The organism is Cytobacillus oceanisediminis (assembly GCF_022811925.1).
Taxonomy (GTDB): Bacteria; Bacillota; Bacilli; order Bacillales; family Cytobacillaceae; genus Cytobacillus; species Cytobacillus oceanisediminis_D.
This window is the reverse complement of sequence record NZ_CP065511.1, coordinates 4,684,435-4,696,483: the sequence shown is the minus strand read 5'-3', so window position 1 is coordinate 4,696,483 and position 12,049 is coordinate 4,684,435. Positions and strand designations below refer to the sequence as shown.

At 41.8% G+C, this 12,049-nt stretch carries 13 protein-coding genes; 10 read left to right on the top strand and 3 right to left on the bottom strand.

All coding sequences use genetic code 11. The features are described 5' to 3' along the window. Nucleotides 1-37 precede the first annotated feature (37 nt). Nucleotides 38-2,188 (top strand): type I pullulanase, encoded by a 2,151-nt coding sequence (gene pulA, locus IRB79_RS23515; protein ID WP_243505423.1) that lies wholly within the window; start codon nt 38-40, stop codon nt 2,186-2,188. A gap of 602 nt (nt 2,189-2,790) precedes the next feature. After that, entirely contained in the window at nt 2,791-3,564 is a 774-nt protein-coding gene (locus IRB79_RS23510; protein WP_243505421.1) for a phosphotransferase family protein, read from the top strand. Between the two features lie 3 nt (nt 3,565-3,567). Here IRB79_RS23510 and IRB79_RS23505 read toward each other — a convergent pair whose 3' ends face one another. Continuing rightward, a complete protein-coding gene (locus IRB79_RS23505; protein ID WP_243505419.1) occupies nt 3,568-3,846 on the bottom strand; it encodes a YtzH-like family protein in 279 nt (92 codons plus the stop codon). A gap of 232 nt (nt 3,847-4,078) precedes the next feature. On the opposite strand from IRB79_RS23505, the gene trmB reads away from it, so the two are divergent. Next, nucleotides 4,079-4,717, top strand: coding sequence for a tRNA (guanosine(46)-N7)-methyltransferase TrmB (gene trmB, locus IRB79_RS23500; protein ID WP_243505417.1), 639 nt, complete (start codon nt 4,079-4,081; stop codon nt 4,715-4,717). A gap of 166 nt (nt 4,718-4,883) precedes the next feature. After that, complete coding sequence (locus IRB79_RS23495) at nt 4,884-5,726, top strand: YtnP family quorum-quenching lactonase (RefSeq protein WP_243509636.1); 843 nt, start codon at nt 4,884-4,886, stop codon at nt 5,724-5,726. A 169-nt stretch (nt 5,727-5,895) separates the two neighbouring features. On the opposite strand, the gene IRB79_RS23490 is transcribed toward IRB79_RS23495, so the two are convergent. Then, nucleotides 5,896-6,210 (bottom strand): PepSY domain-containing protein, encoded by a 315-nt coding sequence (locus tag IRB79_RS23490; protein WP_009333347.1) that lies wholly within the window; start codon nt 6,208-6,210, stop codon nt 5,896-5,898. 235 nt (nt 6,211-6,445) lie between these two features. Here IRB79_RS23490 and IRB79_RS23485 point away from each other — a divergent pair, with 235 nt between their 5' ends. Together IRB79_RS23485 and IRB79_RS23480 are read left to right on the top strand one after the other, a co-directional pair. Then, nucleotides 6,446-7,519, top strand: coding sequence for a M42 family metallopeptidase (locus tag IRB79_RS23485; RefSeq protein WP_243505415.1), 1,074 nt, complete (start codon nt 6,446-6,448; stop codon nt 7,517-7,519). Between the two features lie 54 nt (nt 7,520-7,573). Further along, nucleotides 7,574-8,086, top strand: a complete 513-nt coding sequence (locus IRB79_RS23480) for a DUF84 family protein (RefSeq protein WP_243505407.1) — start codon at nt 7,574-7,576, stop codon at nt 8,084-8,086. Between the two features lie 21 nt (nt 8,087-8,107). Here the strand turns inward: IRB79_RS23480 and IRB79_RS23475 are convergent, their stop codons facing one another. Further along, nucleotides 8,108-8,554 (bottom strand): YtoQ family protein, encoded by a 447-nt coding sequence (locus tag IRB79_RS23475; RefSeq protein WP_243505400.1) that lies wholly within the window; start codon nt 8,552-8,554, stop codon nt 8,108-8,110. Between the two features lie 163 nt (nt 8,555-8,717). Between IRB79_RS23475 and IRB79_RS23470 the strand changes: the two genes are divergently transcribed. The 4 genes from IRB79_RS23470 (at nt 8,718) to IRB79_RS23455 (ending at nt 11,727) form a co-directional block, all read left to right on the top strand. Then, nucleotides 8,718-9,230, top strand: coding sequence for a hypothetical protein (locus IRB79_RS23470; protein ID WP_243505398.1), 513 nt, complete (start codon nt 8,718-8,720; stop codon nt 9,228-9,230). 170 nt (nt 9,231-9,400) lie between these two features. Next, on the top strand, nt 9,401-10,423 hold the full coding sequence (locus tag IRB79_RS23465; RefSeq protein WP_243505396.1) for a PTS sugar transporter subunit IIC: 1,023 nt from the start codon (nt 9,401-9,403) through the stop codon (nt 10,421-10,423). Next, complete coding sequence (locus IRB79_RS23460) at nt 10,420-10,737, top strand: thioredoxin family protein (protein WP_243505393.1); 318 nt, start codon at nt 10,420-10,422, stop codon at nt 10,735-10,737. Before IRB79_RS23465 ends, IRB79_RS23460 begins: the two co-directional genes overlap by 4 nt. 189 nt (nt 10,738-10,926) lie before the next feature. After that, on the top strand, nt 10,927-11,727 hold the full coding sequence (locus IRB79_RS23455; protein ID WP_243505385.1) for a DUF1444 domain-containing protein: 801 nt from the start codon (nt 10,927-10,929) through the stop codon (nt 11,725-11,727). The last annotated feature ends 322 nt before the right edge of the window (nt 11,728-12,049 follow it).

The following is a 12,049-nucleotide window of genomic DNA, read 5'->3' as shown; positions in this document are numbered from 1 at the left end:
AATTACCGTCCGACTAAGTAAAGGAGATGAATTCGGAATGATAACGATTGAACGGGCTTTTAATGCATACTTAGACGAAATGCACATCATTACGATTATACTTCCTTTCAGCTATCATCAGGGACGTTCTTCCGGGTTCTCTCTCCTTACTGACTGGGAAGAAGATTTTCCTGTTGAAATATTGAAAAGCATGCCGATTGAGGATGCCGTTAAATATACATGCAGAATAGACCATGAAGTGGAATTCGGGAAACAATATTGGATAGTGGATGAATATGGGGGAAAAACAGATCTGCAAATTGGTGCTGTTATTCGAACAAGTGATTTTGATGAGAAATTCTATTATGACGGTCCGCTGGGGTTCTCGTACAGCAAAGAAAGGACGCATTTCAGGCTCTGGGCTCCGACAGCTGCAAAGGTAAAGCTGAAGCTTAAAAGAGCATTGGAGGAGGAAGCTGAGCTTATTCCGATGGGCAGAGAAGAGAGAGGAGTCTGGAGCTGTGAAGTAAAAGGCGACCTGGATCGTTTTCTTTATTCTTTCCTTATATGCATTAACCTGGAGTGGAAAGAAGCTGTTGATCCATACGCAGTATCTTCGGCTAGAAATGGGGAATATGGTGCGGTAGTCAATCTGGAAAATACAAAAATAAAGAAGCCGGAGCTTCCGCCGCTTCTTCAGCCGACAGATGCCATCATATATGAAACACATATTAGGGATTTTACCATTCATCCCGAGAGCGGGGCAGCACAGAAAGGCCTCTATTTAGGAGCGGGAGAGACAAACACTGTTGGCAGAGATGGGGAGCCGACATGCCTGTCATATGTCAAGCAGCTCGGTATTACTCATATTGAGTTTCTGCCTGTCCATGACTTTGAAGGTGTGGATGAAAAAAGTCCAAAAGAAGAATACAACTGGGGTTATAATCCGCTCCATTTTAATGTTCCGGAAGGAAGTTATTCTACTGATCCTCTAGATCCCTATTCGCGGATCAGAGAATTGAAAACCTTAATTCAGGCTATTCATTCCCAGGGACTTAGAGTCATTATGGACGTAGTCTATAATCATGTTTATATTCGCGAGCATTCTTCTTTTGAAAAAATCGTACCGGGCTATTTCTTCCGGCATGATGAATATGGAATGCCGTCAAATGGCACCGGAGTTGGAAATGACTTTGCCTCTGAACGCATGATGGCCCGGAAATTTATTGTTGATTCCGTATCATACTGGATGAAGGAATATCAAATTGATGGGTTCAGGTTTGATTTGATGGGTATCCTCGATATTGAAACGATGAATGAGGTTCGACAGAATGCGGAATCGATTGACCCATCCGTCATTATTATTGGTGAGGGCTGGGATTTGAATACCCCTATACCGGATGACCAAAAAGCAAGCATCCGCAATCAGGAAAAGATGCCGGGAATCGGCCAATTCAATGACTGGTTCAGAGATTCCATCAAAGGCAGTACGTTTAATTTATATGATAAAGGATATGCATTGGGGAATGATTATTACTATGATGCGGCAAAGCAGGTATTGGGTGGAAGCATTGGCCTCGAAAAAAAGGAAAAAGGTATTTTCCTTTCCCCGTCTCAATCTGTAAATTATGTGGAATCCCATGATAATCATACTCTATGGGATAAAATACAGGTTTGTTCTGAAAATGCGGATCCTCTTGTGCAGCAGCAAAAGCACCGCTTGGCAACCGCAATGGTACTCCTTTCCCAGGGAATTCCATTTCTGCATAGCGGACAGGAATTCTTTCGGACCAAAGAAGGAAATGGAAACAGCTACCGTGCCCCAGACTCCATTAATAATCTGGACTGGGAGAGGAAATCCCATTACTTAAATAATGTTAAATATATTAAAGGGATGATCAGCATTAGAAGGTCAATTCCTCTTTTCAGGCTTGCCAATGCAGAAATGATCCGGAATTCCATGCGGTTTCTGGATATTAAAAAACCGCTATTAGGTTATGTGTTAACAAGCAGTGATCAAAATGCAGAGTGCAGCCATGCCGCCGTTATAATCAATCCTTCAATGACAGAAGAAGAAATTTTTCTCCCGGAAGGGGATTGGGACCTTATTGCGGATGAACGTGAAGCCGGGATTTCCACTATTCGCAAGATTAACACCAGATTTGAAATGCCGCCATTATGTTCATATGTATTGGTTTGCAGAAGATAGAAGAAGTTTGAGAGGAATACGGGCTGTTCAGTACTATTTTCTGCAAACATTATCCTTAAATAGAAAATACTGATGAATTGACCAGAAAAATCTTCATTTTTTCAGATGATATTCCGTAAACCTAAATAGATGCACTTGACGAAAAAAGCCAGTAAGAATAAAATTTATAAAGATGGCTATTGTGAGGAACTTACATCAATAGCTCTTTTTTTATTTTAAGTTCCCAGTACATTGCTGGTTTTGTATTTGCCTGATTGACTTTGTGCTTTATAGGTGCTTTACTTGATTAACCTGATAAACAGCTATATTTGCGAAAAAGCAGTATAGTCGAATAGAACTCAACATAACTAAGCAAAGGCCATTTTATCGGCCATGGCAAAATAAGTCTTGCTGCAAAAAACAGGGCTTATTTTTCAACTTTTTATTATTTAACTTCGAGAATTGTCTAGCGCAAGCAGCCTACCCCCTCGAGGTCACAAGCCGATCCCCCCAAAAAGGCAAAGGACGCCTTTCCGGGAGGCCCGTCTTGTGCTTGTCGGGGGTGGGCAAGGCGCTTGCGCTTTTCTACAACCAATGGCTTACTAAATTGCAGGTGAACAATTTTGGAACATTTATTTGGACATGACTGGGAGATTGTTCCCGCCGGAGGGGCGACAGGGGAAGCCTTCTATGCAAAGCACGAAGAGCAGAGGCTTTTTCTTAAAAGAAATTCTTCTCCTTTCCTGGCGGTTCTGTCTGCGGAAGGAATCGTCCCGAAACTTATCTGGACAAAAAGAATGGAAAATGGGGACGTTATAACTGCCCAGCAATGGCTTAATGGAAGAGAGCTTAAAGCTTCTGACATGAACCAGGAAAGCGTAGCAAAGCTTTTGAGGAAAATTCATTCTTCAAAGCCGCTACTTGGTATGCTGACAAGAATGGGGAAGTCTCCGCTGCAGCCCGAAACCCTTTTGCGTTTGATTGAGGAAGAACTGGATTGTGACCTGAAGGAGCAGGCTGCTGTTATTCAGTCAGTCGATTTCCTGAAGAAAGAGGTCTCGCATATCCGCTGTGAGGAAAATACGGTGTGCCATTGCGATGTGAATCATAACAACTGGCTGCTTTCGGAAAACAACCAGCTGTACTTGATTGATTGGGATGGAGCCATGATAGCAGATCCGGCCATTGATCTGGGGATGCTATTGTATTGGTATATTCCTAAAGAAGAATGGCCAAATTGGCTTGAGCGGTACGGCATTCAATTGACAGATGATTTGCTGCTCCGCATGAAATGGTATGTGGTTGCACAGACTTTGACATCTATCCAATGGCATAAAAATAAATTCAGGTACCAGGAAATGGAAAAGTGGCTTTCCTATCTGGATGAGCTCCTTTAAGAATTACGAAAATTGATCTATATCCTGTACCCATTGTGATAATTCATTCTGATGGGATTCAATGTGATTATCCAATTGGGAAGAATTGATCCCGTGCTGACTGTATTCATAAATTTCTTCTAATACTGTTTTTACGTTTTGATTAATATTTCCGTTGATCATTAATGATTTTACCAAACGTTCCAATTGTTCACATTCTGAAATAGAGCCACAGCAATCTGTCTGATGATTGCTTAAAATATCTTTTAATAAATTTAATTGATCCTGGTGTCCAAGCGGCATGAAAAACATCCTTTCTATAGAACCTGAAAATAAAAACAAAAGGAATTCACTTTTAGGTTGTGGATTCCTTTTGTTTTTATTCATTGGCGATTGTAATTTAGGCGTTTGGATGCCATTGGGTTAAACTACAAACAAGGGATGAACCAATTCAGTAAATCCCCCTAAATTAAAGTTGCATCACTGTGATAGGCATGATATTGTTTGAACGATATTAATTTTTAGGAGTGTCATAATGCGACAGCGAAATAAACCTTGGGCGAAAGATAAACTAGCCGAATATCCGCAATATGTAATTTCAGAACCTGAAAAATTTAAAGGAAAGTGGAATGAAGCATTTGATAAAAATCAGCCCCTTCATATAGAAATTGGGACAGGAAAAGGCCGCTTCATAACTGGTATGGCAAAAGCAAACCCAAATATCAACTATATTGGAATTGAACTGGCTGAAAGCGTCATTGTCACTGCTCTCGATCGTATCATCGAGGATGAACTTCCAAATGTAAAGCTTCTCAATATGAATGCCAATGATCTTCGGGATTACTTTGAAAAAGGCGAAGTCAATCGTGTCTACCTCAATTTCTCAGATCCATGGCCAAAGAAACGCCATGCAAAACGCAGGCTGACTTATCGAAGCTTCCTGGAGATTTATGAAGATATCCTTGGAGATAAGGGAGAAATTCACTTTAAGACTGATAACCAGGGATTGTTTGAATCATCTCTTATGAGTTTCTCCGAGTACGGCATGCTTTTGACATTTGTCAGCCTGGACCTTCACAATAGCGATTATGAAGGAAACATCATGACCGAATATGAAGAGAAGTTTTCTTCAAGGGGGAGCCGTATATTCCGATGTGAAGCCCAATACAGATAAGCAAGTCTATCCGGATGGATAGGCTTTTTTTATTGATATTGCAATATTGGCTGTTTGCATGTACATGAAATAATCTAAATATTTCTACAAGTAAGCGCTTAAATGTTAATATGAGATATGGGGAAAGCGAGCGCTTGCTCAGAAAACTTAAATGGAGGAGATAATGATGGAAGCATTGGAGTTAAAGAACGTAAATCTGTACTGGCTTCGCGGAGGTGTCACACATCTTGATGGAGGAGCCATGTTTGGAGTAGTCCCTAAGCCTTTGTGGTCTAAAAGATATCCCTGCAATGAAAATAATCAGATCGAACTGAGAACAGATCCCATTCTTATTCAATATGACGGTAAAAATATTCTAGTCGAATCGGGTCTTGGAAACGGGAAGCTGAATGATAAACAGAAGAGGAATTTCGGAGCGCTTGAAGAGTCTTTTGTTGAACAGGATTTAGCCAAGCACGACTTGTCACCCGAGGACATTGATTATATCCTTATGACCCATCTTCATTTTGATCATGCCTGCGGACTGACAAAACCGGAAGAAGGAAAATTTTCTTCTGTATTTCCAAATGCCAGAATCATTGCATCACGAGTGGAATGGGAAGAAATGAGAAATCCTAATATCCGCTCAAGGAATACATATTGGAAAGAAAACTGGGAGTCCATTCAGGATCAGGTGGAAGTCTTTGAGGGAGAGTGGACGCTCGGCCCTATTAAAATGGTGCATACAGGCGGCCATAGTGATGGACATTCTATACTTGTTATAGAAGATGAGGATGAGACCGTCATTCATATGGCTGATATCATGCCAACTCATGCCCATGCGAATGTATTATGGGTTCTCGCTTACGATGACTACCCGATGGATTCCATAAGCGCCAAGGAAAAATGGATGGGATACGGGTTGAAAAAAAATGCATGGTTCACTTTTTACCATGATGCTTTTTACCGGTCAGTCAAGTGGGATGAATCAGGAAACATGCTTGAGAAAGTGGAAAAGAAACAAAGTTAAAAAATCCCCGTCCGGGGATTTTTTAATTCACTTTGAACGTCGATAACTGTCTAGCTCCAGCGGCTACCCCCTCGAGGTCACAAGCCGATCCTCCCAAAAAGGCAAAGGACGCCTTTCCGTGAGGCCCGTCTTGTGCTTGTCGGGGGTGGGCAAGGCTCTTGCGCTTTTCTTAATGCAGTGGAAAAACGTCCAAAATGGTTCCAGTCTCTGCGTCGGCAATGAATTCATACTGCTCGGCTTCTTCACCCGAAAACCTCGAAATGCCGCCCTTATAAACCTGATATTTTAAATGTCCTTTTTCATAAGGTTCAGCTTTCATATGAATCCATGATCCGCTTATCGGTCCTTCCTGTTTAAATGCATCCTTTGCATTTGCCAAAGCTTTCTCCGGGGAAACAGCAGTTTTTTGCGAGAGCAATTCCCTTGCTGCGTATCCGCTTGCCAAACCAACCCCAACACCTAACATAAATGACTTCCAATTCATAATTGCACCTCCCCAGGCTGATGATAAAAAAGTAGTTCATTTTTACATTTTTTTAGCTGTTTTCCAATTCTATCTTACCAAAAATAGGCTTAAACTAAAATAAATAATACACAGCCTAAATTTCGCCAATCGAAGTTTCATGTCTGAAATGGTGGAAAGACGTATGAAAGTTCTGTAAAATGAAATTATACATATTCTACATAGCCAATTTGGAAAGTGATAAAGGAGAAGAATAATGAACGAAAAAACATTGCAGCTTTTTAAAACATTGACAGAGTTGCCAGGGGCACCTGGAAACGAGCATTTAGTACGGAAATTCATGCGTGAACAAATCAGCCAGTATACAGAAGAAGTCGTTCAGGATAAGCTTGGAGGCATCTTCGGCGTAAAAAGAGGCGATCAAAGCGGCCCAACTGTAATGGTGGCAGGCCATATGGATGAAGTTGGATTCATGGTCACTTCCATAACTGATAATGGCATGATCCGTTTTCAGACACTGGGAGGCTGGTGGAGCCAGGTTTTGCTGGCACAAAGAGTCCAAATTATTACAGATAATGGACCTGTAACGGGAGTTATCGGTTCAATTCCTCCGCATCTTTTAGACGAAGCAAAGCGCAGCAAGCCGATGGAAATAAAGAATATGCTGATTGACATTGGTGCAGATGACCGTGAAGATGCAAAAAGAATAGGCATTAAGCCAGGACAGCAAATTCTGCCGATTTGTCCATTTACACCAATGGCAAATGAAAAGAAAATCCTGGCGAAAGCATGGGATAACCGTTATGGCTGCGGTTTGGCGGTGGAGCTTTTAGAAGAAGTCCAGAGTGAAGCACTTCCCAATATTCTCTATTCCGGAGCAACAGTTCAAGAAGAAGTTGGCTTAAGAGGTGCACAGACTGCAGCAAATATGATCAATCCTGATATTTTCTTTGCTTTGGATGCAAGCCCTGCCAACGATATGACCGGTGATAAAAATGAATTTGGCCATCTAGGCAAAGGAGCTCTTCTGCGCATACTGGACCGTTCAATGGTAACGCACCGCGGCATGAGGGAATTTGTTCTGGATACAGCCGAAACGAACAACATCCCATATCAGTATTTCGTCTCGCAAGGCGGAACAGACGCAGGTAAAGTTCATATATCCAACGAAGGTGTTCCAAGTGCCGTAATCGGCATTTGCTCCCGTTATATTCACACACATGCATCTATCGTACATGTCGATGATTATGCAGCGGCAAAAGAATTGCTTGTTAAACTTGTAAAAGCTTGTGACCGTTCAACGGTAGAAACGATCCGTCAAAACAGTTAAGCAGATGAGACAGCAGATGCTGTCTCTTTTTCCTGTAATATGAAAGGAGTTCTCATGAAAGTCATCATTGGTTCAAAGAATCCCGCAAAGATTTTGGCAGTACAAACTGCTTTTAGCCATTATGAAGCTGCTATTATATCCGAAGATGTGCCCTCAGGAGTAAACGACCAGCCATTCTCGGATGAAGAAACCATAAAAGGGGCCATCAATAGAGCCTATGGAGCCCTTGAAGCATCCGGCGGTCAAATTGGCATCGGCCTTGAAGGCGGTGTGCAAAAAACAGAATACGGGCTTTTTCTCTGTAACTGGGGAGCACTGGCGGAAAAAGGACAGCCTCCGATTATTGCAGGGGGAGCCAGGATTCCGCTTCTTGAGGAAATTTCAGCAAGGCTTCTTGCTGGCGAAGAATTGGGTCCTGTAATGGATGATTACGCAAATAAAGAAAACGTCCGCAAAAATGAAGGGGCAGTTGGAATTTTTACAAATGGGCAGGTAAATCGTGCTGACATGTTCTCACATGTCATGAAGCTTCTTATTGGGCAATATGAATATAGAAAAAGGGGCTAGCTAAGTGCTAACCCCCTTTTTCTATTCGGTTTCGAAGATGTACGACAAAACTTTCAAGGCCTGGTTGACCGTTTCAACTGTAACATTTGCTTTACTTGAAAGCTCCTTTAAAGGGTGATGCAGCTCATTGGGCCGGATGAGGATCAGCGGTTTTCCAAGTGCAGCAGCAGCACTTGCGTCCATGGCAGTGTTCCATTGCTTATACTTTTCACCAAACAAAGCAATCACGAGATCTGATTTTTGGATAAGAAGCTGTGTTCTTAAGTTATTGATGCTTGAAGCGGCTTCATCACGGAAGATTGTATCCGGCTGTTTCCCGAGAATTTCCTCTCCGATCATGTCAGAACGGTCATGGTTTTCCATAGGACCTGTAAAATGAACAGGCAGCTGAAGTGATTTAGCTTTCTCCTTTAATTCATTGCGCCAATTGGAATGTATTTCACCTGCTAAGTAGACGGTTATTTCCATTCTTTTTTCCTCCTTTATGCAATATTCTTATATTTTAACATTTCTTCTAAGAAGTAACGCAGTGAAAAGGCTCTCAATCCTGGTATGAAGGGTTGTCAGACTATTAAGAAGAAATGTATGATAGGGAAGGATATGAGATTCCATGCAAGGAGGGGACATTAGAATGCATAAAAAATTCACCGCAGCCTTGCTCTTATTTATTTCATTTATACTGCTCAGTGCCTGTTCAGCATCGTTGGAAGAAGAGCAAACTGCCGCAAAGAATGCTGCAGAGGAAGCATTTAGCCAATCACCTGAAAAGGCAAACCATGAGTTTGAAGATATAGAATATTATTTGCCTTTTGGCTACGAAGTAGAAGAGGAAAGTCCAAATAACATCATCTTAAAAAATGGCTCCAAACGGTATATCCTTTTTTACAACCAGCATGAAGGTCCGGACAGCAAGGTTGTATATGATGCTACTCTAAAGCAGAAAGATGTATATGAAGTTAAAGAGACGTTTACAAAAGATGGACATAACGGCTTCCTGTTAATCAACAGCGGAAAAAAAGATGAACATGAATTGGTAGTCGGGATTGGCGGAGTAAAATTATCTACGCAGGCTGCGACCAGGAATTTATCCTCTGAGGCCGCTGCGATGATGGAGATAGCTAATTCTGTCCAGGTGAAGAATTAAAGCGAAGGGCGATGTCCTTCGTTTTTATTTTACTTTTTTAAAAGAATTTTAATAAATATGATAGAAAACCCCTATTATAAAGAACAATAAGAATACAAAAGATTTTATATTACAAGTGTCTTTACATGTGTTATCTTATAGTTGCAGAACTTTTACATAGGGGGAAAATAATGAGAGCCTTTCTGAATAGAAAAGGGGTAACCCTTTCACCTAAAGTATATTTTATAGATGCACTGAGCAGCATGGCGCTTGGATTATTCGCTTCGCTGATTATTGGGCTGATTATTAAGACAATTGGCGAACAGACTGATTTCAAATACCTGCAGGATATGGGCAATTTGGCTATGGGGCTGATGGGCCCTGCAATTGGTGTTGCAGTTGCATACGGACTTAATGCACCGCCGCTGGTTATCTTTTCAGCCATTGCCAGCGGTGCTGCCGGCGCGGCTCTTGGCGGTCCAGCAGGGAGCTTCGCCGCAGCCCTTATTTCCACAGAGCTTGGAAAACTTGTCAGTAAGGAAACAAAGGTTGATATCATTGTAACTCCGCTTGTTACAATTGCGGCTGGTTATATCGTTTCAACATTAATTGGCCCGGGGATCGATTATGGAATGAAGAGCTTTGGAAGCCTGATTATGTGGGGGACTGAGCAAAGGCCAATCATCATGGGCATCATTGTGGCGGTATTAATGGGCCTTGCCTTGACGGCTCCCATTTCTTCAGCCGCCATTGCGCTTATGCTTGATCTGCACGGAGTTGCAGCAGGAGCTGCCACGATTGGCTGTGCAGCTCAAATGGTCGGCTTCGCAGTGAGCAGCTTCAGGGAAAATAAGATGGGAGGATTAGTAGCGATTGGAATTGGAACTTCCATGCTGCAGGTAGCTAATATTATTAGAAACCCGCGTATCCTGATTCCTCCTACTCTTGCAGGAGCGGTCCTGGCACCCTTCGGCACGACCGTCTGGCTAATGGAAAACAATGCTGCAGGAGCAGGCATGGGAACAAGCGGGCTTGTTGGCCAGATAATGACATTTACAACGATGGGCTTTGGTTCAGATGTTTGGATGAAGGTCATTATATTGCATTTTATTGGACCGGCTCTTATCAGCCTGATATTATCTGAATATATGAGGAAAAAAGGCTGGATCCAATATGGAGACATGCAAATCAGCACAGGGGGCGAAAGAAAATGAAAAAACTGGAATCAGCAGAGCAATTTAACGAGATGCGCAGCAATGGGAAACATATTTTCATGTTTTCAGCTGACTGGTGTCCGGATTGCCGGGTTATTGAACCGGTATTGCCTGAAATTGAAGCAAAATATAATGAATACACTTTTATTTATGTAGATCGTGATCAATTCATTGATCTTTGCATAGAGCTTGATATCTTTGGCATCCCAAGCTTCATTGGATACAGGGACGGCCAGGAACTCGGCCGCTTTGTCAGCAAAGACCGCAAAACCCAGGAAGAAATAGAGAATTTTATTCAAACTCTGGAAAACTAAGCCTGTTTACATTTAGTGTTCAAATTTTTACTTTGATAACTGTCTAGCGCAAGCAGCCTACCCCCTCGAGGTGTCGGGGGTGGGCAAGGCGCTTCCGCTTTTAGACCCTCCTGCATCTCTTTTGAGCAGGAGGGTTTATTAGTGTAAAATGATAGTCGGAAATCAATCCCCATAAGGAGGGGCTTATATATGAAAATGGATAGCAGAAAGATGAAAAATGAATTGGAGCAGCGCTTAGCAAAAGAGAATCGGACTTTCTCTTTTGACAGGGAAAAAGATCAGCTCAGAATTGAAAATAAAGACACGGGAAAAGGGATTACCGTCTCTCTTCCGGGCATTATTGCTAAATGGCAGGAGCAAAAGGAAAAGGCAATTGACGAAGTCGTTTATTATGTGGAGGAAGGGCTGGAAGCAATGGTGGATGATGTCCATTTGTCCGGACATGAAAAAAACATTTTTCCAGTCATCCGATCAACCTCCTTTCCAGCTGAATCACAGGAAGGAGTTCCTTTTTTAACAGATGAACACACGGCTGAAACCCGAATCTATTATGCGCTCGATCTCGGAAAAACGTATCGCCTTATTGATGCAAAGCTAATGGAAAGAGAGGGCTGGGATCCGGAAAGAATACGAGAAACGGCTCTCTTCAACGTAAGATCCTTGTCGACAGATATGAAATCGGATGCTGTTGCTGGCAATACTTTCTATTTCTTAAATAAGAATGATGGATATGATGCAAGCAGAATACTGAATGATTCCTTTATCAAAGAAATGGGCCGGAAAGTAGAAGGATCCATGGCCGTTGCAGTTCCGCATCAAGATGTATTGATCATTGCTGATATAAAAAATGAAACAGGCTATGACGTTCTCGCCCAGATGACTATGAGTTTCTTTGCGAGCGGCAGAGTGCCCATCACTTCCCTGTCATTCCTATATGAGAATGGAGAGTTTGAACCAATATTTATTTTGGGTAAGAATAAAAAGAAGTAATTTTTTTAGGGTCACAGCAATGTGGTCCTTTTTTGTTTACGCGCTGAAAACAAGGCAATAAACCCCCAGGAGAGAAGAATCATTACCGAATTATATAAAGATCAGTTATTTCAAATGAAATAAACAGTTCCGGGTAAAAAGTCAGATGTCTGTACATATGAACCTTTAATCACCCGCCTGAGTCGAAAGTATGTCTGTAACCTTTAGTTTGTTTGTAAATTTACCCATTCTGTCTTTATAAGGACTCATTCTCGGATTTCTTATTCAAAATCTGTGAATAACTGCTAAAATAATATTGATAGTCTAACAAAGTTTTTAATAG